The organism is Microbulbifer taiwanensis (assembly GCF_014904815.1).
GTDB lineage: Bacteria > Pseudomonadota > Gammaproteobacteria > Pseudomonadales > Cellvibrionaceae > Microbulbifer > Microbulbifer taiwanensis.
The window spans coordinates 30739-50676 of the sequence record NZ_JACZFR010000018.1; the positions used below are offsets into that span (position 1 = coordinate 30739).

Below are 19938 nucleotides of genomic sequence, written 5' to 3' on the forward strand. Positions count from 1 at the left end.
GATGGAATTCAGTCCCACCCTAACCCCGAATCGAGAAAAAGCACCGGGCTGGCAATCCTGGGCGGAAATACTGGGGATAATGGTCGCAGGCATCGCCCTGGCCATATATATCCATCCGCAGGACCCGTTTTTTGTCGAAAGCGGCTTTCCCTGGCCGCTGATTGCTCCGCTGCTGGCGAGCCTGCACTACGGCTTCCAGCACGGCCTGGTCAGCGCGGTGTTGCTCGTCGGTGCCATGGAGCTGAGTCAGCGCATGGGGCTATGGAACACCGAGGCAACACTACTGGGACATGCACTGGGCACGCTGATCCTGGCCATGATAGTGGGGGAGTTCCGCGATATCTGGGCGCGACAGCTGGTGCGCCTGCAGGAAGCCAACAACTACCGGCAGCTGCGGCTGGACGAATTCACCCGCAGCTACCACCTGCTGAAGGTCTCCCATGACCGGTTGGAGCAACGCCTGGTGGGAAATTCATTCAGCCTGCGCGAGGCGCTTGTCAGCATGCGCAGGACCATCGGTGGCATGCCGCGCTCTGAGTCCCTGTCGCCACAGGTGGCGGGCAAAATACTGGGGCTCTTCGCGGAATACGGGAATGTCCAGCAGGCCAGCCTGCACCTGACCGATGGCAAAAAGATCGAGCCAGAGTGTTTGGCAAAACTCGGGGAAGAGAGCAAATTCGTCGACGACGATCCACTGCTGCTGCATTGCCTGGAGACGGGCGAAACCACCAGTGTGCGCCCCGAAGATGAGCGGCAGGGCAAGAAATACAACAGCCGCTACATGGTTTGCGTGCCATTTATCGATTCCAGCGGCCGCTTTGTGGCCGTCGTCACTGTCAAGGCGTTGCCGTTTTTCTCCCTGCACGTTACATCCCTGCGCCTGCTCGCGGTACTGGCGGGCCACCTGGCCGATTTGGTGCAGGCTCACCGCAAGCTCGGGCAGCTGCAGGACACCAACACCACCAAGTTCTTACTGAACCTGGAGCGCGCCTGTCACGATGCCGAACACTTCGGCCTGGACACGGGGCTGGCAATCTTCCGGTGCCATGAGGTCGACCAGAATGCGCAACTGTCCAGTATCATCCGGCAGCTGTGCCGGGGGCTGGATATCGTTCACGAGTTTTACGACGGAACGAACCCCGCTATAGCGCTACTTCTGCCATTGACCGACCCGGACGGCGTAGACGGTTTCTTCGCGCGCCTGGGAAAGTCCTTCGAACACAGCCTGGGTTACCCCCTGAACAACGGCAGCATAAAAATCGCGCGCTGCAATATCGGCAGCCACGAAACGCTGTCAGAATTTTTACAGGAGCAACTGGTCGATGGACACCCGCTGGTTAGTCGTTCAGGCGAGCCTGCTTGAATCCGCCGCCATCGGCGGCCTGCTATCCCCCCTGCCTCTCTGGATGCGCCTGCCGATATTCCTGATCGGGCACGGCACTGCCGCGGCCATGTATTCCGTTTTACTCTGGCGACTGCTGCCGCGCCGCTTTCGATATCCCGCGGCGAGAAGCTACTTGTTCTTGCTCTCCTTCCAGTTCTGCATGCCGGCAATAGGCACTCTCGGGCTCTCCTCCTCCATGCTGCTTGCGCTCTACCTGCCACGGGAGAAGCGGACGCCCCCCTGGCAGACCACCACCATTCCGGAGCTGCCGTTCAAGCCCATGGACCTGGATAGCTACCCGATCTACAGCCACGGCGGCCTGGCCCAGATCATCAAGCACGCTTCTACCCCGGAGAAGCGACTGAAGGCCGTGTTATCGACGAAGCAAATGCCGGAGAAACAGGCCATAAGCCTGTTGCGCTTTGCGCTCAAGGATCCGGTCGACGACGTGCGCCTGCTGGCCTACTCGATGCTGGATACCAAGGAAAAGAGCATCAGCGAAAACATTCACCAACACCTGAAGGTTTTGCGGAATACCGTTAGCAGGAAACGCCAGCGCATCCTGCACCACCTGATCGCCAGCAACTACTGGGAACTGGTCTACCTGGACCTGGCCCAGGGAGGTGTGCGCCGGCACATGCTGGATCAGGCGCAGGCGCATATCGCCAAGTCACTTGAGATCAAAAGAGCTGCGCCGGCGCTGAAACTCTACGGCAGGATTCTGGGTGAAGCCGGCAAGCTCAGCGAGTCGAAAGCCATGTTTGAGGCGGCGCTCAATGAAGGCATGGCGGAGGCGGAAGTCGCCCCCTATCTGGCGGAAGTGGCTTTCATATCCGGGGACTTTCACCAGGTGGAAGATTACCTGCGTATCTACTCACGCAGCGACAAGCAGACACCGACCATGCAACCCATTTTAAAGTATTGGTTAACATGACTAGCTCACACGAATCAGGCAACCATTGCCCCGTGCAAGCGCCCACTGCGGATATCGGCCTGCTGCTGGAAGGCACCTACCCCTATATCCGCGGTGGCGTCTCCTCCTGGGTGCACCAGATTATCACCGGACTGCCGGAATTCACCTTTGCCCTGGTGTTCCTCGGCGGACAGAAATCCGATTACGGGGAGATGCAGTATGAACTGCCGCCGAACGTAAAACATCTGGAAGTCCACTACTTGATGGATTCCTGGCAGGAGTCAAAGCCCGTCAAACGGGCGGGCAATCGCGAGGCCTTCGCTGACGTCTCCATCATGCAGGAACAGTTCAAGCGGGATGCCGCATCCGTACCGCGGGATCTGCTGGCGCGGGTGTTCGAAAACCTGGGCAAAGAGGGCGGCATTACCCATGCCGACTTTCTGCACAGCGAAGCCTCCTGGGAAGTCATCACCGACAAGTACCTGAAATTCTGTACAGGGCCGTCCTTCGTCGACTATTTCTGGACGGTCCGCACCATGCATGCGCCCCTGTTTACCCTGGCGAAAATCGCGGACCATATGCCTTCGGTGCGCGCCATTCATTCGGTCTCCACCGGCTACGCCGGCCTGCTGGGCTCGATACTGCAGTCGCGGCGGAATTACCCCTACGTACTGACGGAGCACGGCATCTATACCAAGGAGCGCAAGATCGACCTGGCGCAGGCCGGCTGGATCAAAGACCCGCAGGAGGAACTCAGTGTGACCCTGCACGCGGATTCGGGTTATATCCGCGAGATGTGGATTCGCTTCTACGAAGTCATCGGGACCCTGGCCTACCAGGCCGCCAACCCGATCGTTTCCCTCTATGAGGGCAACCGCGAACGGCAGGTGCAGGATGGGGCGCAGCGGGAGCGCACCCGGGTTGTGCCCAACGGCATTTCCCTGGAGCGCTTCGAGTCGGTGCTCACCGCGCGCCCGGCCACCCTGCCCAAGGTACTCGGCCTGATCGGCCGGGTGGTTCCCATCAAGGATATCAAGACCTTTATTCGCGCGATGCGCTCGATATGCAATGAAATGCCCGATGCGGAGGGATGGATAGTCGGACCGGAAGACGAAGATCCGCAGTACGTGCAGGAATGCCGGGAACTGGTGGCCAGCCTGGGACTGGAGGACCGGGTCAAGTTCCTCGGTTTCCAGAATATTGCCGATATTATCCCGCAACTGGGTCTCATGGTTCTGACTTCGATTAGCGAAGCGCTGCCACTGGTGATCCTGGAAGCCTACGCCTCGGGTCTCCCCTGCCTGGCGACGGATGTCGGTTCCTGCCGGGAACTGATTGAGGGGCAAAATGAAGAGGACAGGGGCCTGGGGCCGGCCGGTGCAGTGGTACCAATTGCCGACCCGGATGCCACTGCCGACGCCGCACTGCGGCTCCTGCGCGACGATCAATTGTGGCACCAGGCACAGAGCGCCGGCCTGGAAAGAGTCAGGCGCTATTACACACAGAGCAAGATGTTTGACAGTTACCGGGAAATCTATCGACAAACGCTGGAGCAGTCATGGCCGGCATAGGGTTTGAAATCCGCAAGATCCTGGAAAAGGATACCTTCCTTTCTGTACTGCAGGCCTATGGCTTTGCCGGGCTTATCAGTTCCGGCCCCTGGGTGCTGTCGATACTGGCGGTCATGGTCATCGGCGTGATCAGTCTGGGGCTGGTGGTGCCATCCGCAGCCATCGTCCAGTTCCTGGTGTCAGTGACCTACCTGATGGCTTCTTCACTGACGCTCACCGGTGTGCTGCAACTGCTGTTTACCCGATTCGTCGCCGACCGCCTTTACGAGCAGAAGCAAAGTATCATCCTGCCCAATATTATCGGTGCGCTGCTGGTGGTCTCAGTGTCCGCGACGATTATCGCCGTACCGATCCTCAGCCTCTTCACAGGGCAGTCGACCCTGTATGTGCTGCTCATGCACGCGAATTTTCTTGTATTGTGCAACCTGTGGATAGTGCTGATTTTCCTGTCCAGCATGAAGGCCTACACGCAGATACTGCTGCTGTTCTCTGTCGGCTATACCATCGCGGTAATCGGCGCCCTGTCCCTGGCAGGGTTTGGGCTCGAGGGGCTATTGGGCGGCGTACTGCTGGGGCACGGATTTCTGCTCTTCAGTTTTCTGTTTCTGATCGTAAGGGAATATCCGGGCGACCAGCTGGTGGCCTTCGACTTTCTCAAGGGGGGGCAGGTTTTTGTCAGCCTGGCATTTACCGGGCTCTTCTTCAATGCCGGCGTGTGGATTGACAAGTTCATCTTCTGGTTTCACCCGGATACCTCACAGGCGATCATAGGCCCCCTGCGCGCATCGGTCATATACGATTTCCCCATTTTTCTCGCTTATCTCTCCATTATCCCCGGCATGGCGGTATTTCTCGTGCGCATGGAGACAGATTTTGCCGAGCAGTACGACCTCTTCTACCGAGCGGTTCGCGAGGGAGATACGCTGCAGTATATCTACTATCGCAAGGAGCAGATGGTCGCGACCGCCCGGCAGGGGATTTACGAGATTTTCAAGGTGCAGGGCATGACCATTGTGTTACTGCTACTGTGGAGCGAGTCGATACTGCGTGCATTCGGCATATCCACCCTGTACGCGCCCCTGCTCTACATTGACATCGTCGGTGTCGGTATGCAGGTGCTTTTCCTGTCCATCCTCAATGTGCTCTTCTACCTGGACGCCCGTAAAATGGCGCTCGGCCTTTGCAGCCTCTTTCTGCTCAGCAACGGCCTGCTGAGTTATATCAGCATTCATCTCGGGGTGGATTTTTTTGGCTACGGCTTCGCACTCTCCATGACGCTGGTCAGCATATTGGGGATCTATTTGCTTTCCAACTTGATGGACAAACTCGAGTACAGAACCTTCATGCTCCAGCGCAATTGACTGTCCCGGAAGCAAGCAGGGCTTGCCCGCCGCATGCGGTTTCAATCGGGGAAGAGGAGATTGTTCAGTGCATCCGCGCCGACGGCTTGCCCATCGGCTCGCACTCCAACTCGAGGGTGTGTACCAGGTCGCGGAAGGTCTCCGCATTCTGCTCGTTCATGCTCATCAGCACGCGGTGGGCTTCCAGTACCTTTTCCCGCGCCGCGCACTCATCCGGGGTCTTGCACTGCAGCGGCTTGGTTTCGGCGGCGAAATCGCGCTGCTCGTCGCTGAGCTCGATCAGGGCGTCGAATCCCATCGCATCCAGCAGGTGGCGAATACCCTCGTCGGCAGACAGTGCCAGGGGTTTCTGGCAGCCCCGTTCCAGGGCGCGGATGGCTATTTTGGCCATCAGCCCCAGGGTGGTGCTGTCGACGCCCTCAGCACTGTGCAGGTCAAACACCACGTCGGTGAAGTCGTCGTGCGTAAACATATTGTCGATAAAGTTATCGAACGAGGTGCACAGGTTGAGGCGCACATCACCCACCAGCTTGATGACGTAGATGCCCTCGTGGGCGCCAACCATAATTTGCCCGGACTGCATAACAACCCCTGGCACATCCGCGCTGCGGCAAGTACTGCGCGCGGGCGGATGGCGAAAGTTCACTTGTAGAGAACACAACTGCCGACGGCAGGGTGGTCCCGTCGTTCACGTTTGTGCGTAAAGTGGGCGGAGCTTACTCCTGCCGGTCGGGGCTGGCAAGGGTACCGGGGCCAGCAGTGCGGGACTGGTCGGTCATTTCAGGTTCGGTCCGCAGGGTGCGCCTCGATCCCGGTGGTGAAACCAGTGGTGCGCGCGGCGCCCCCCTACGCCCAACCGGGCAAGCTCAGCCTTGGCGTAGGGTCAGTATAGTGACATCGTCCGGCAGGGCCCCGGAGGTGTCCACGTGCAGCTCGGTACAGAGGCTGTCCAGGTCGCCGCGGCTGTGATCTATCGCCTGCAACAGTCGGGCCTCTTTCTGCAGCAGGTCCCCCTCGAGCAGCTCCAGCACACCGTCGGAACAGGCCACCAGGCGCCAGCTCGGCGGCAGGCTCGCACGCATGACCTGCCAGTTGCCCTGCTCGAACAGTCCCAGCGGCCGCCCCTTACCCGGGAGCCAGTCGGCGCCGCTGGCGGTGATCAGGGCCGGCATGGGTACCTGGCCGGCGACAGCGTAGTGCAGCTGCCGGGCACGGCCGTCGATCACCCCCACGAACATACTGGCGTGCTTGTCCAGGCGGGTGGAGAGGAGCTCGCTGTTGATCATGCCGAGGATATCCAACAGGTCGCTGTCGAGAGTGTCCAACTGCGCAAACAGGGGTTTTTCGCGCAGCAGGTGCATGATGCTGTGCTTGATCAGCGCCGTGACCAGCGCCGAGGAGACGCCGTGGCCGGAGACATCCACCAGGTAGAAGGCAACGAAGCGCTCGCCGAAGAGTCCGTAGTCGACAAAATCGCCGCTGAGATACAGGGAGGGGTTCAGGCGGTAGGCGGCCTCTATACCGCCCGGGTATTGATAGGGTGTGCGCGGCAATAGATGCTGCTGCAACAGGCGCCCGGCCTGCTGGTCCCGCTGCAACAGCTCTACGTGGTCGCGCAGTTCGCGGTTGCGCCGCTCCAACTCTTCCCGGTACTCGCGGTTCTGCAGCTCCAGGGTTTCGGCATTGGTAATGCGACAGACGGCGTGGTCGATGACCGCGGCGTCCTGCAGGGGTTTCAATAGGTAGTCGCTGGCACCCAGGCGCAGCGCCTGTACCACGTCGCTGACTTCGCTGTCGGAGGCCAGTACCACTACCGCGGTATCCGGCGACAGATGCTTGATCTTGCGCAGCACTTCCAGGCCGCCCATATCCGGCAGGTGCAGGTCGGTGATCACCAGGCTGAACAACCCCGGGGCAAACCGGCCTACGCCCTCGACACCGCTCTGCGCCACCACCACCTCAAATCCGAGGCGCGACAGGGCGCCCCGCACGAAATCGCGGGAGCGCTGGTCTTCCTCAATCAGTAACAGGCTTTTGCGGCCGGCCATTGAGCGGCTCTTTGATTATGGGTGAGGGCTGCGCAGGCTTCAGAAGTCGAACTCATCTTCCAGGTCGCCGCCGAAATCATCCTCCAGCTCGCCGTCGTTGATCAGGTATTCCCGACGCTGCAGGTAGGCGTCCCGCAACAGTACATAGCGATCGCCCTGCAGCAGGGTTTCCGCCTTCAGCAGGCTGGCGCGGGTCTGCACCAGATCGGTGAACTTCAGGGCATAGCGAGTGGCATCATGATCGACATAAGTGAGTGGATTGGTATACCAGTCCACTACCTCGCCGGGAATATCGCGCGCGGTGGACGGTCCCATAAAGGGCAGTACCAGGTAGGGACCCGAGGGCACTCCCCAGACCGCCAGTGTCTGGCCGAAATCCTCGCCGTCGCTGGGATCCAGGCCCATATGCTCGGCCACATCGAACAGACCAGCTACGCCGACAGTGCTGTTGACCAGGAAGCGACCGGCATCGTTGCCCGCCTGGCCCCACTTGCCCTGCAGGGCGCTGTTGAAGGTGTTGGTGACTTCGCGCAGGTTACCGAAAAAGTTGCTGATCCCGTGCTGCATGAAGATGGGGGTAATCTGCCGGTAACTGGTGGCTACCGGTTTCAGTACCCAGCGGTCGGCGCTGTCGTTGAAGCGGAAGACGGCGCGGTTGAAACCCTCCCAGGGATCGCGCGCGGCCGGCTCTTCATCACTGGCGAACTCATCCGCCGGATCGAAGCCGTACTCGTCTTCCAGTGCCGAAGTCTCTCCGGCACCGCTGTCGCCCTCCCCGCCACCTTCGGCAAAGGGGTCACCGCCATCGGCCTGCGCAGCATCGCTGGCACCGGAACCACTTTGTTCGGTCGGCGCCTGCGGTGCGTCAATACCCTGTTGCTGCGGCGCCGGAACTTCCTGTTCCGTCTCCGCAAAAGGATCCTGCGCCGCCGTTGACAGCACTGGCGCGGCGGCCAGTGTCGCGGCAATCAACCAGGGCGAGATAACTGTGCGTCCCAGCAAAACCCTGCTCCTCTCTAATGAATTTACAGTGCAAGGATTCTAACGCCCCCGCATTATGTAAACCACCCTCGGCAGCATAGCAGCTGCTTTCGATCAACGATTATGGAGATTCGGGCAAGGGCTGGTGTGGTGTAACGTACTAAATGTGGTTATCAGCAGGCCGCCTGAAGGGAGCCCCCCAAATCGTCCACTGCGGCGTTGCCGCTCTTGAAAAGGGCACGCCATTCCCTGCGAGCGGCGCCTAACTGTGAACAATTTGGGGGGCTCTGATAACCACATTTAGTACGTTACACCACACTCGGGGCGCAGGCCGGCGATAACACCGGCGCGCAGCAGCTTCTGCAGCAGCCCGCGGCCGAATTCCACCAGGGCTTTACTGTCGGCCTGGGGCATCTCCGCCGCCAGGTTTTCCAGCAACCGGCGCCCGCAGAGCTCCCCCCCCTCCGCCAGCTGCAGCAGCCGAGCGGTGACCGCATTGATTTCCATAAATCCGACTTCATAGTCACGATCGCGGTAAACGAGTAGGAAGGTGGGGGTTTGCGGCGGCTCCTGGGGCTGGAACGCCGGACCTATGCGATGCACCGGATAGCGGTAGCTGAGGCTCCACACCAGCGGCGACACCACCGGGATCTGCGCCAGCGGATCGCCCTCAGTTTCCAGGCCCGCGGGAAACTCCGCCTCGTGCACATCCAACGCCAGCTCCACCCACTCGTAGTGGGCCAGTTCCAGCAGGAAAGGCGGATCGCCGGCCACCAGACCGCGCTCATTCTGCAGGTAAGCCAGGAATTCTTCGCTGATCTGCAGGAAATAGGGGCTGCGGGAGACGTGGCGCCCGACAAAGTCCCGTACCAACCGGTGCCAGCGCTCGTCGCTGTAGAGACTGCGCAGTACCGGGAAGCCGCCGGCGATAAAGGATTCGATATTGTTGTAGATCAGGTCGCGGTAGATGCCCATGCGCCTGTCTTCGATATGTGGCGGCGGTTCGCATTGATCCGGGGCGCGCAAATGAGCGGCAAAGGCCTGCTGTAGCCGCTGGAAGCGCATCGTCTTATCGGCGGCTGCCGACATGCAGCACCTCCGCCGTTTGATCGACCTGCAGGCTCCGGATCCTGTCCACTTCCCCCAGCAGTTCCGGCAGCGGCGGAATATTGAAATCCCGCTCCAGCAGCGTCGGCAGCGGGCCGTGTGTGGCGTAGGCCTGCGCCAGCAGTTGCCACACGGGGTCTATCACCGGTGCGCCGTGGGTATCCACCTTCAGGTCCTCTGCCTCATCGTAGTGGCCGGCCACATGGGCGTAACGGATGCGCTCCGTCGGCAGGCCGCGCAGGAACTCCAGCGGATCGTAGCGATGGTTGATGGTATTGACATAGATATTGTTGATATCGAGCAGCAGGTCGCAGTCGGCTTCGCACAGCACCGCGTTCAGAAATTCCAGTTCGGTCATTTCCTGCCGGCCGTCAACCCTTGGGGCGGCGTAGTAGGAGACATTCTCCATGGCGATACGCTGCTCGAGAATATCCTGTACCCTGCGAATACGCCCGGCCACATAGGTCACCGCCTCGGCAGTAAACGGAATCGGCAGCAGGTCGTACAGGTGGCCGTGGTCGGAGCAGTAACTGAGGTGTTCGCTGTAGCAGCGAATATCGTGCTCACGGATAAACCGATTGATGGACCTGACCAGCTCCAGGTCCAGTGGCGCCGGTGAACCGATCGACAGGGAGAGGCCGTGAATCACAAACGGAAAGCGCTCGGTGTGTTGACGAAACCAGCGCCCCAGGCGCCCGCCGACACCTATCCAGTTTTCCGGCGCCACTTCGAGAAAATCCACCGCGTCGTCGGCAAGGTCTTCGCCCATCATCGAGCGGCGCAGTCCGAGGCCGGCACCTGTGACCGGATGATGGGGTATGGCGGGAGTCGTCATAGATTATATTCAGGTAAATTTATTGGCAGGGGCGCAGTCATACAGCAGACAGCGCCCCCACCGGTAACGGTTTAATTACCGCAGCTGCCCTCTTTCTTCTTGCCTTCGCCGCACTTGCCTTCGCCACATTTACCTTCTTTTTTCTTCTTGTCTTCGCCGCATTTGCCTTCGCCGCATTTACCTTCTTTTTTCTTCTTGTCTTCGCCGCACTTGCCCTCGCCGCACTTGCCTTCTTTTTTCTTGCCCTCATCATCCTGCATGGCCAGATTGTAACCGGAGGACAATTCCTCGGCGGCGAATGGATTAGCGCCACTGTCCATAGAGGCGGAAACATTCATCGCAGCCGACGCCAGGAATGCAGCACCAACGGCCGCAGCTACCGGGGAAAGATTCTTCTTGCTCATAAAAATTCTCCTGATAAAAACCCTGTGTAATGAAAAACACGTCAAGACGTGACAATCTTCCGCAGGAGTATAGCGCTCCAGAGAGGGAATCAGTCACAAAGTTGAGACGGGACCAGGGTCGGCGCCCTTCTCTCCCTGTTCGTCGCCGTAGGGACGGGATTGTTACAGCGCCAGAGCAGTTTATTTGGAGGAGGAGAGCCCCGGCCCAATGCCCTGTGACTCAGCCCAGGGCGATGGACTGCTCTACCTCGCTCCAGAGCTTGCGCAACCGCTTGGCGGATACCGGCATCTGGGTCTTCAGGGTCTGGGCGAAGAGCGAGACGCGGAATTCCTCCAGTGACCAACGGTATTGCGCCAGCTGTGGCTCGGCGGCGAGGCTTCTGGAGTCCCGGCGCTCCGCCAGCGCCAGGTAGGGCTCGGCGGCCTGGTGGAATTCCGCCTGCAGGCGGCGGTCGCGGTTCGGGTCCAGCGCGGCCTTTTCCAGACGCAACACTATGCCCTTCAGGTAGCGGCCGTACTGGCGCAGCCACAGAAGCCCCGTATCGAACAGGAAGCCGCGATAGAAGAGGCCGGCCAGTTGTTGCTGAATATCCCCCACGGCCATGGCGACAGTGAGGCTTTTCTGCTGTTTGATCTGCTTGCGCAGCGGCACCAGCTGCGCCAGCGCCTTCACCAGCAGTTCGGCGATGTCCTGGGCCACCCCCACCAGCTCAGCGCTCTTCTCCAGCGCGGCGAGAAATTCCGCCTCGGTGCGCGGCCACTGTTCGTCGGGCCAGAAGACCTCGCGCGCGGCCGCCAGCAGGATATCGTCGGCCACCTCCTCGCGCCCGCCCAGGTCGGCGGCGGAGAGGCCCAGCTCCTTGCCCCGCAGCAGCTCCTTGCGCAGGTATTTGACCGGCTCCGGCAGGTGCAGCAGCGCCAGTCTGCAGATACCTGCGCGGCTGAGCCTCTGCGCCTCTGCAGGGTTGTCGAGCAACTTCAGGGAGACGCTCTCTCTCTCCTCGACCAGCGCCGGATAGGCGCGCACCTTGAGCGCGCCCTGCTGCAGCGTGTGGGTCTCGGGCAGGTCGCCGATATCCCAGCGGGTGATACCATCGCGCTCGAAGTCATCGCCGGCACTGGCCAGTTCCTTCTGCACCCGGTCCTTGTAGCGGGTCTGCAGCCCGGGCAGGTCGCGGCCCTGGTCGAGCAGTTTGCCCTCCTCGTCCAGCACCTGAATATTGAAGCGGTAGAAATCCTCCAGGGACTGCTCCGCCGATTCCCAGGCGGCATCCGGCAGCTCCTGGGCCGTCTGCCGCTTGAGCTCTTTTGCCAGCGACTGCCACAGGGGCACTTTGTCCGGCTGCAGCCGCGGCAGCGCCCCGTCGACCGCCGCCGGCACCGGCACAAAATGTTTGCGCCACTGTTTCGGCAGAGCCTTGACCAGCGCTATGCATTTGTCGCGCAACAGTCCCGGCACCAGCCAGGACAGGCGCGCTGCCGGCACCTGGTGCAGGGCGCCCACCGGCACCTGCAGGCTGACGCCGTCGTCGATGGCTCCCGGCTCGAAATGGTAACCGAGCGGGAACTCGATACCCCCCGCCCGCAACTCATCCGGGAACTGCGCCTCGCCCACGTGCTCGGCGCTCGAGAGCATCAGCAGGTCGCGGGGGATAAACAGCAGCTGCGGGTCCTTCGCCTCGACCTGCTTGCGCCAGTGTTCGAAGCCGGCCAGATTGACGATATCTCGCGGCAGCCGCTCATCGAAGAACTGGAAGATCACCTGGTCGTCGACGACGATATCGCGGCGACGGGATTTGGCCTCCAGGTCTTCGAGATCTTTCAGCAGGTCGGTGTAGTGTTTAAAGAACTTTCCTTTGCCGCGGTAGCGCTGCTCCACCAGGGCCTGGCGAATAAACACCTCGCGCGAGGTTTGCGGATCCAGCTTGCCGTAGTGGATACGGCGCTTCTCCACCAGCACCAGTCCATAGAGGGAGATCTTCTCAAACGCCATCACCCGGCCGCCGCGGGCGTCGTAGTGGGGTTCGGAATAGTTGCGCTTTACCAGGTGTTCGGCGGCGGCCAGCACCCAGTCCGGCTCTATCTTCGCCACCGTGTGCGCGAACAGGCGACTGGTCTCCAGCAGCTGACCCGCCACCACCCAGCGCGGCGGCTTCTTGAACTGGCCGGAGCCGGGGAAGATATGGAAACGGCGATTGCGGCAGCCGATAAATTCCTTGTTTTCATCGCGCACGCCGATATTGCCGAGCAGACCCGGCACTATGGCGCTGTGCACGGCGGCATAGTTTTTTGACGAATCGTCGGCGACCTCGGCATTTTCTTTCAATTTCAGTTCGCGGCAGGCGACGCGCAGCTGGTGGTGTATGTCCCGCCACTCGCGCATGCGCAGCCAGGAGAGGAAGTTTTTCTGGCACCATTTGCGCAGTTGGTTCTGGCTCAGCTCCTGGCGCTGGGTCTCGAAGGCATCCCACAGCTGCACCAGGCTGAGGAAGTCCGACTGCTCGTGCTGCCACTGTTTGTGCTTCTCATCCGCGGCCTGGCGCTTTTCCGCCGGGCGCTCGCGCGGGTCCTGCACCGCCAGGGCACTGACGATGATCAGCATTTCCCTCAGGCTGCCGCTAGTGGCGGCGGCCATCAGCATGCGGCCCAGGCGCGGGTCCAGCGGCAGGCGCGACAGGGCGCGGCCCTGCTGGGTCACCTTGCCGCCCGCATCCACCGCCTGCAGCTCCTGCAGCAGCTTGTAGCCGTCATTGATCAGGCGCTCGTCCGGTGGATCCACGAAGGGAAAATCGCGGATATCGCCGATACGCATCTGCAACATCTGCAGTATCACTGCGGCTAAATTGGTGCGCAGTATCTCCGCATCGGTAAATTCCGGCCGCTGCGCGAAATCTTTTTCATCGTAGAGGCGCACACAGACGCCGGCGCTGACGCGACCGCAGCGACCGGCGCGCTGGTTGGCGCTGGCCTGGGAGATGGCCTCCACCGGCAGCCGCTGTATCTTGCTGCGGTAGCTGTAACGGCTGATACGCGCGGTACCCGGATCTATGACGTAGCGGATACCGGGCACGGTGATCGAGGTCTCGGCCACGTTGGTGGCGAGCACGATACGCCGCCCCTTGTGGCCGTGAAACACCCTGGCCTGCTCGGCGAGGCTCAGGCGCGCGTAGAGCGGCAGCACTTCCAGCTGCGGCAGCTGGGCATCGCGCAGCGCCTTGTGGCACTCGCGGATCTCGCGCTCGCCGCTCATAAATACCAGGATATCGCCACCACGCTTTCCACTGGACTTTTCTTCGCGCAGCAACTCCTCCACCGCGGCCACTACCTGCTCGTTCAGGTCCTGGTCGCTATCGAGCGGCGGGCGGTAGTGGATATCCACCGGGTAGGTGCGCCCGGACACCTCGATAATCGGTGCATCGCCGAAGTGCCGGGAGAACTTCTCCAGGTCGATGGTGGCCGAGGTGATAATCAGCTTCAGGTCCGGGCGCTTTGGCAGCACGGTTTTCAGGTAGCCCAGTAGGAAATCGATATTGAGGCTGCGCTCGTGGGCCTCATCGATAATCAGCGTGTCGTATTTGTTCAGCAGCGGATCGCGCTGAATTTCCGCCAGCAGTATGCCGTCGGTCATCAGCTTGATATGGGTGTGCTCGGTGCTATGATCGGTAAAGCGCACCTGGTAGCCCACGGATTCACCGAGGGGCTGCTGCAGTTCCTCGGCGATGCGATTAGCCACGGTGCGTGCGGCGATACGGCGCGGCTGGGTGTGGCCAATCTGGCCGAATATACCGCGCCCCAGTTCCAGGCAGATCTTCGGCAACTGGGTAGTCTTGCCGGAGCCCGTCTCGCCGGCGACCACCACCACCTGGTGTTCGGCAATCAACTCGGCGATCTCTTCGCGCCGCGCCACCACCGGCAGCCCTTCCGGCCAGTGCACCTGCGGCAGCTTCTGCCGGCGTGCCTCCGCCAGGGCCTGGGACGCGTCCACCTGCTCCACTAGCTGCCCGAGCATGCGGTCCGCCGGCTTGCCCTCCTTCAGCCGTCGGCGCAGGTTGTTCAGCGTTTTGCGCAGGCGATAGCGATCGCCGCCCATACACCGGGTGATCTGCTGTTCCAGGGCGCTCACGGAGCTGTCGGTATCGGTATGACTCATGGTTCGGGAGAAAACTGCAAACGGGCGATTATACCCGCCCCATCGCGTTGGCGCAGGCTTGAACAATCTGGCGCTGAACTATACTGAGGTCGACTGCCCTGCCCAGTGCCTGTAGGAGCGGCGGGGCGGCCATCCGCCCATGGCCGATTGTGTGCTCCATGCACAATCGGCATTCCCGCCATCCATGGCGGTTGCCGCGATCGGTGCATCGGCGTTCCCGGATAGATTGATCGCGGCCATGGGCCGCTCCTACTAAGGAAAAGTAAACCGGCAGCGGACACCCCACCACTTGCGAGCTGTATCTATGCAAGATCTGAAACCCAAGCCCCCGGCAAGTGCCGGCGAAATGCTCGGCCACCCCAAGGGATTGTTTCTGCTGTTTGGCACCGAGATGTGGGAGCGGCTCAGCTACTACGGTATGCGGGGTATTTTCGTCTTCTATCTCACCTCCGCCGCAACCGCGGCGGTGTTCGGCTGGGAACAGCTGTCCGATACGGAGCTGCAGTCCAAGGCCCTGAGCTACCTGGGTTGGTACGCGATGCTGGTATACCTGACGCCGATCATCGGCGGCTGGATGGCGGACAATATCTGGGGCCAGCGCCGCTGCATCATGTTCGGCGGCGTTTTGATGATGCTGGGCCAGTTTGCCCTCGGCTTCCCCCACAAGTGGCTACCGGACGGCAGCGAGATTTATATGCTGTGGCTGGGCCTGGCGCTGATGATCGTCGGCAACGGCTTCTTCAAACCGAATATCTCCACCATGGTCGGCGACCTCTACGACGAGGGCGACAAGCGCCGCGATACCGCCTTTACGATCTTTTATATGGGTATCAACCTGGGCTCGATCCTCGGCTACCTGGTAATCGGCTGGATCGGTGAGAAGGTGAACTACCAGCTGGCCTTCTTTGTCGCCGGCCTCGGCATGCTACTGGGCCTGATACTGCAGATGACCCAGGCCAGGCACTACCTGGGCGAGATAGGCAACAAGCCCTCGGCACAGCTGGGCCTGAAAAAACTGAGCGAGGAGGATAAGCACAAACCGCTGACACCGGAGGAGCGCGACCGCATCAAGGTAATCCTGATTCTCGGTGTCTTCACGGTGATCTTCTGGGCCGGCTTCGAGCAGGCGGCGGGCTCGATGAACCTGTTTGCCAAGTACAACACCGACCTGAACGTATTCGGCTGGGAGATTCCCGCCAGCTGGCTACAGATGGTCAACCCGCTGTTTATCATCATCCTGGCGCCGATCATCGCCAGCATCTGGATCGGCCTCGGCGACCGCGAGCCCAACTCGCCGGCGAAATTCAGCATGGGCCTGATTTTCCTCGGCCTGGGTTTTGTCGCCATGTGCGGCGCGGCGATACAGATCGGCGACTCGGAGACCATCAAGGCCAGTCCCTGGTGGCTGATCTTCGCCTATATCTTCCACACCATCGGCGAGCTGTGCCTGTCCCCCATCGGCCTGTCGATGGTCACCAAACTGTCGCCGCTGCGCTACCTGTCACTGATGATGGGGCTGTGGTTTGCGTTTATCGGTATCGCCAACAAGGGTGCGGCGGAAATCGGTAAGCTGGTGGGCGAATCCGGTCCCCTGGCCACCTTCGGTGGCGTGGCCATCGCGGCGATATTGGCCGGCATCATCCTGTTCTTCCTGCGCAACAAGCTGGTGGACTGGATGCACGGAGCCGAAGAGATCCACGTGAAGTTGGCCGATACCACCAGGGAAGAGATCAGCATCACCGCCGATCACGAGGGCACGCCGCCGCGGCACTTTAGTGAGTAACATCCCGTATTCGTCATCCCGGACTCGTTCCGGGATCCAGCTGCGGAACCTGCAGACAGCGAAGTGCCACAATACTGGATACCGGTACCGGATCAAGTCCGGCACAGGCTCTGCGCCGGTATGACGAAACCGGAAATCAAGTTCAGCGGCCTTTAATCAGATAGGCAATAGCCCTATCCAACCCCTCCAGCGTCATCGGGTACATATGCCCGTCCACCAGGCGCTGAGTGAGGCCGATACTGGGGGTGTACTGCCAGTATTCCTCGCCGATGGGGTTTAGCCAGATCAGTTTGCCGTAAGTGTCGGTGATCCTTTCCATCCAGGCGGAGCCCGGCTCCTCGTTCATATGCTCGACGCTGCCGTAACGGCTGGTAATTTCGTAGGGCGCCATGGAGGCATCGCCGACAAAAATCACCTTGTAGTCCTTGCCATAGGTGCGCAGCACTTCCAGCAGCGGTGTCGATTCCGAATAGCGGCGCTGGTTGTCCTTCCACACATGCTCGTAAACGAAGTTGTGGAAGTAGAAATACTCCAGGTGCTTGAACTCGGAGCGACAGGCGGAGAAGAGCTCCTCGCACACGCGCACATAGGGGTCCATGGAACCGCCCACATCGAAAAATATCAGCACCTTCACCGCATTGTGCCGCTCCGGCACCATCTTGATATCCAGCAGGCCGGCGTTGCGCGCAGTGGAGGAAATGGTGTCGTCCAGGTCCAGCTCCTCGGCGGCGCCGGTGCGGGCGAACTTGCGCAGTTTGCGCAGCGCCACCTGGATATTACGCGTGCCCAGGGTAATACTGTCGTCCAGATTCTTGAACTGGCGCTTCTGCCACACCTTGACCGCCGAGCGGTTCTTGCTGCTGCCGCCGACACGGATACCCTCGGGGTGATAACCGCTGTTGCCGAAGGGACTGGTGCCGCCGGTACCTATCCAGCGGTTGCCACCGCTGTGGCGCTTCTTCTGTTCCTCGAGGCGCTTCTGGAATTCCTCCAGCAGCTTTTCCAGGCCGCCGAGACTCTCGATTTTTGCCTTTTCCTCATCGGAGAGCTGCTTCATAAATTCCGCGCGCAGCCAGTCCTCGGGAATCATCTGCTCGAGGATATCGTCGAGGGTTTCCAGGTCCTTGAAGTAGGCATCGAAAGCGCGGTCGAACTTGTCGAAGTGCTTTTCGTCCTTGACCAGGCAGGTGCGGGCGAGGAAATAGAATTCCTCCAGATTCGCAAACACCAGGCGCTGCTGTAGCGCCTCGATCAGGGCCAGCAGCTCGGTGATTGCGACCGGCAGTTTGTAGCGGCGCAGGTTGAGGAAAAATCCGATCAGCATAGTTACGAACAGATATTTGCAGATTTTTGTGGGAGCCAGCCCTGCTGGCGATAACAGTGCCTGTCGGCGGTAATAAATCGCCAGCAGGGCTGGCTCCCACAGGGGGAACGGTGCCCGATCAGCGGTTTTCCCGGCGCGCCATAAAGGCCAGGCGCTCGAGCATATGCACATCCTGCTCGTTCTTCAGCAGGGCACCGTAGAGCGGCGGAATCGCGCTGCTGCCGTCGCGGTTTTTCAGAACCTCTTCGGGAATATCGTCGGCCAGCAGCAGCTTCAGCCAGTCGATCAGCTCGGAGGTGGAGGGTTTTTTCTTCAGGCCCGGCACCTCGCGCAGCTGGAAGAAAATATCCATCGCCTCGGCCACAAGCCTGTCCTTGATATCCGGGTAGTGCACATCGACGATCTTGTGCATGGTGTCTCGGTCGGGGAAGCTGATGTAGTGGAAGAAGCAGCGGCGCAGGAAGGCATCCGGCAGTTCCTTCTCGTTGTTGGAGGTAATGATAACCACCGGGCGCTGCTTCGCCTTGACCGTCTCGCCGGTCTCGTAGACGAAGAATTCCATGCGATCCAGCTCCACCAGCAGGTCGTTGGGGAACTCGATATCCGCCTTGTCAATCTCGTCGATCAGCAATACAGCGCGCTCTTCGTAAGCGAAGGCCTCCCACAACTTGCCGCGCTTGATGTAATTGCGGATATCGTGAACCTTGTCCACCCCCAGCTGGGAATCCCGCAACCGCGATACCGCGTCGTATTCGTACAGGCCCTGCTGCGCCTTGGTGGTGGACTTGATATGCCACTGGATCAGCGGCAGACCGAGGCTCTGTGCCACTTCCTCAGCCAGCAGTGTCTTGCCGGTGCCCGGCTCTCCCTTGATCAGCAGCGGTCGCTGCAGGGTGACCGCAGCGTTCACCGCCATCTGCAGATCCTCGGTGGCTACATAGCTGTCGGTGCCGGTAAATTTCATCGTCACTCTCGTATTTGCGTATGGGAAAACGCAAATAGTAAGTGATTAAGGGAAGGGAGCCAAAGGCGGAAACGACCATTTTCAGTGATCAGTGGGTAGTCGGTATTCTATCCAGCAACCACCCGCACCGACCACTAACCACTCACGACGCGGCCATCGGCCGCCTGGGTGCTGCGGCGATGCACCACCTGGCGGCCCTTGTCGGTGATATACCAGCGGATACCCAGGTGGCTGTGGATCTTGCCCACCATCTCCAGCACCAGCAGGCTGTTGAGGGCGCGGGCGGCGGAGTTGGTCTCCATGCCCCCCTCCTGCACCATGCCGGACAGGGAGCGGAATACGCAGTCACCATCGTTCAACAGCTTGAGCACATGCAGCGCATTTTCATCCAGCTTACGGATCTGGTTGAAATCCAGTGTCGGCCCCTGCTCCGGATCGCCCTCTATCTCATGCTCCAGCAGTGGCATCATCTCTAACTGCATGGCCCGCAGCTCCTGCTCCAGGTTCTCCACCCGCGCGCGGGCGATGCTGGCATCGCGCAGCTGGCGGCGCGCCGCATTAAAAACGAACATGCGCGAGGCGATGGCGGCGAGCAGGCAGTAGCCGGTGAAAATCAGCAGGCGCGAGGGGTCACCCTGGATCTCGATCAGCAGGTCGCTCTGGGTGAACTTAAGGAAAATCGGCACCATCAGCGCGCCACACAGCCCCATGATCAGGCAGCGCGCCAGGCCGGCCGGGTCCTCCTCGGTAAACAGCATCTGGTAATAGTTCACCAGGCCGCCGAGAACGCCGGAAACCAGCATTACCGCGGTCAAAATAAGCAGATGGTCGAGCATCCGTGTTCCTCTGCCATGCGCAGCCCTGGCACTGGCAACTATCTATTCTGATCAACTCCGCGCCAATGGCGGAGCCAGCCTTATAGATATAGCAGCTGTCACGATTGGCAGCGACAGCGGAGAGGGGATGCGGCGCCATTGATCAGGAAATGAGATTCAGGGCCTGTTCACATTAGATTCGATAGCCGCGTTGCCGCCCCAAATCGGGCCAGGCAAGGCGCGAGGAGCGTGGTTTAGCTGGCTAAATGAACGACGAGCAACGCGGCATGGCCCGATT

The 19938-nt window shown here is 60.6% G+C and carries 15 protein-coding genes; 5 read left to right on the forward strand and 10 right to left on the reverse strand.

Going from position 1 to position 19938, the window contains the following annotated elements; all coding sequences use genetic code 11:
* The first annotated feature begins 1 nt into the window (after position 1).
* Genes IG627_RS06750 through pelG form a run of 4 tightly spaced genes read left to right on the forward strand, consistent with a single transcriptional unit; the run spans position 2 to position 5229 of the window.
* Positions 2-1363 (forward strand): PelD GGDEF domain-containing protein, encoded by a 1362-nt coding sequence (locus IG627_RS06750; protein WP_226864799.1) that lies wholly within the window; start codon positions 2-4, stop codon positions 1361-1363.
* Entirely contained in the window at positions 1323-2318 is a 996-nt protein-coding gene (locus IG627_RS06755; protein WP_193191452.1) for a tetratricopeptide repeat protein, read from the forward strand. The genes IG627_RS06750 and IG627_RS06755 overlap by 41 nt, the downstream gene beginning before the upstream one ends.
* A gap of 32 nt (positions 2319-2350) precedes the next feature.
* The gene (gene pelF / locus IG627_RS06760; protein WP_319024515.1) at positions 2351-3868 is read left to right on the forward strand and encodes a GT4 family glycosyltransferase PelF; all 1518 of its coding nucleotides are present in this window, start codon (positions 2351-2353) and stop codon (positions 3866-3868) included.
* Positions 3856-5229, forward strand: a complete 1374-nt coding sequence (gene pelG / locus IG627_RS06765; protein ID WP_193191455.1) for an exopolysaccharide Pel transporter PelG — start codon at positions 3856-3858, stop codon at positions 5227-5229. Before pelF ends, pelG begins: the two co-directional genes overlap by 13 nt.
* Positions 5230-5293: 64 nt before the next feature.
* On the opposite strand, the gene IG627_RS06770 is transcribed toward pelG, so the two are convergent.
* The 7 genes from IG627_RS06770 to hrpA form a co-directional block, all read right to left on the reverse strand.
* On the reverse strand, positions 5294-5812 hold the full coding sequence (locus IG627_RS06770; RefSeq protein WP_193191457.1) for an STAS domain-containing protein: 519 nt from the start codon (positions 5810-5812) through the stop codon (positions 5294-5296).
* 283 nt (positions 5813-6095) lie between these two features.
* Positions 6096-7277 (reverse strand): PP2C family protein-serine/threonine phosphatase, encoded by a 1182-nt coding sequence (locus tag IG627_RS06775; RefSeq protein ID WP_193191459.1) that lies wholly within the window; start codon positions 7275-7277, stop codon positions 6096-6098.
* Between the two features lie 39 nt (positions 7278-7316).
* Positions 7317-8279 carry an MlaA family lipoprotein gene (locus tag IG627_RS06780; RefSeq protein ID WP_226864800.1) on the reverse strand — a complete coding sequence of 321 codons (963 nt, stop codon included), beginning with the start codon at positions 8277-8279 and terminating at the stop codon, positions 7317-7319.
* A 279-nt stretch (positions 8280-8558) separates the two neighbouring features.
* Positions 8559-9347, reverse strand: coding sequence for an HvfC family RiPP maturation protein (locus tag IG627_RS06785; protein WP_193191471.1), 789 nt, complete (start codon positions 9345-9347; stop codon positions 8559-8561).
* The gene (locus IG627_RS06790) at positions 9328-10200 is read right to left on the reverse strand and encodes an HvfB family MNIO-type RiPP peptide maturase (protein ID WP_193191473.1); all 873 of its coding nucleotides are present in this window, start codon (positions 10198-10200) and stop codon (positions 9328-9330) included. Before IG627_RS06790 ends, IG627_RS06785 begins: the two co-directional genes overlap by 20 nt.
* 71 nt (positions 10201-10271) lie before the next feature.
* Positions 10272-10604, reverse strand: coding sequence for an HvfA family oxazolone/thioamide-modified RiPP metallophore (locus IG627_RS06795; RefSeq protein ID WP_193191476.1), 333 nt, complete (start codon positions 10602-10604; stop codon positions 10272-10274).
* A 220-nt stretch (positions 10605-10824) separates the two neighbouring features.
* Positions 10825-14754 carry an ATP-dependent RNA helicase HrpA gene (gene hrpA / locus IG627_RS06800; RefSeq protein WP_193191488.1) on the reverse strand — a complete coding sequence of 1310 codons (3930 nt, stop codon included), beginning with the start codon at positions 14752-14754 and terminating at the stop codon, positions 10825-10827.
* A gap of 304 nt (positions 14755-15058) precedes the next feature.
* Here hrpA and IG627_RS06805 point away from each other — a divergent pair, with 304 nt between their 5' ends.
* Positions 15059-16537: a peptide MFS transporter gene (locus tag IG627_RS06805; protein WP_193191490.1), complete on the forward strand. Its 1479-nt coding sequence runs from the start codon at positions 15059-15061 to the stop codon at positions 16535-16537.
* 142 nt (positions 16538-16679) lie between these two features.
* Here IG627_RS06805 and IG627_RS06810 read toward each other — a convergent pair whose 3' ends face one another.
* The 3 genes from IG627_RS06810 to IG627_RS06820 form a co-directional block, all read right to left on the reverse strand.
* Entirely contained in the window at positions 16680-17861 is a 1182-nt protein-coding gene (locus IG627_RS06810) for a vWA domain-containing protein (RefSeq protein ID WP_193191491.1), read from the reverse strand.
* 118 nt (positions 17862-17979) lie between these two features.
* Positions 17980-18825, reverse strand: a complete 846-nt coding sequence (locus tag IG627_RS06815) for an AAA family ATPase (protein ID WP_193191493.1) — start codon at positions 18823-18825, stop codon at positions 17980-17982.
* Between the two features lie 134 nt (positions 18826-18959).
* Positions 18960-19661, reverse strand: coding sequence for a YEATS-associated helix-containing protein (locus IG627_RS06820; RefSeq protein WP_193191495.1), 702 nt, complete (start codon positions 19659-19661; stop codon positions 18960-18962).
* Positions 19662-19938: the final 277 nt, after the last annotated feature.

What these genes read in the sequence shown, in the direction of transcription:
- IG627_RS06750 (WP_226864799.1), top strand. Translation starts at nt 2, where the DNA reads ATGGAATTCAGTCCCACCCTAACCCCGAATCGAGAAAAAGCACCGGGC.
- IG627_RS06755 (WP_193191452.1), top strand. Translation starts at nt 1,323, where the DNA reads ATGGACACCCGCTGGTTAGTCGTTCAGGCGAGCCTGCTTGAATCCGCC.
- pelG (WP_193191455.1), top strand. Translation starts at nt 3,856, where the DNA reads ATGGCCGGCATAGGGTTTGAAATCCGCAAGATCCTGGAAAAGGATACC.
- IG627_RS06770 (WP_193191457.1), bottom strand. Translation starts at nt 5,812, where the DNA reads ATGCAGTCCGGGCAAATTATGGTTGGCGCCCACGAGGGCATCTACGTC.
- IG627_RS06775 (WP_193191459.1), bottom strand. Translation starts at nt 7,277, where the DNA reads ATGGCCGGCCGCAAAAGCCTGTTACTGATTGAGGAAGACCAGCGCTCC.
- IG627_RS06785 (WP_193191471.1), bottom strand. Translation starts at nt 9,347, where the DNA reads ATGTCGGCAGCCGCCGATAAGACGATGCGCTTCCAGCGGCTACAGCAG.
- IG627_RS06790 (WP_193191473.1), bottom strand. Translation starts at nt 10,200, where the DNA reads ATGACGACTCCCGCCATACCCCATCATCCGGTCACAGGTGCCGGCCTC.
- IG627_RS06795 (WP_193191476.1), bottom strand. Translation starts at nt 10,604, where the DNA reads ATGAGCAAGAAGAATCTTTCCCCGGTAGCTGCGGCCGTTGGTGCTGCA.
- hrpA (WP_193191488.1), bottom strand. Translation starts at nt 14,754, where the DNA reads ATGAGTCATACCGATACCGACAGCTCCGTGAGCGCCCTGGAACAGCAG.
- IG627_RS06805 (WP_193191490.1), top strand. Translation starts at nt 15,059, where the DNA reads ATGCAAGATCTGAAACCCAAGCCCCCGGCAAGTGCCGGCGAAATGCTC.
- IG627_RS06810 (WP_193191491.1), bottom strand. Translation starts at nt 17,861, where the DNA reads ATGCTGATCGGATTTTTCCTCAACCTGCGCCGCTACAAACTGCCGGTC.
- IG627_RS06815 (WP_193191493.1), bottom strand. Translation starts at nt 18,825, where the DNA reads ATGAAATTTACCGGCACCGACAGCTATGTAGCCACCGAGGATCTGCAG.
- IG627_RS06820 (WP_193191495.1), bottom strand. Translation starts at nt 19,661, where the DNA reads ATGCTCGACCATCTGCTTATTTTGACCGCGGTAATGCTGGTTTCCGGC.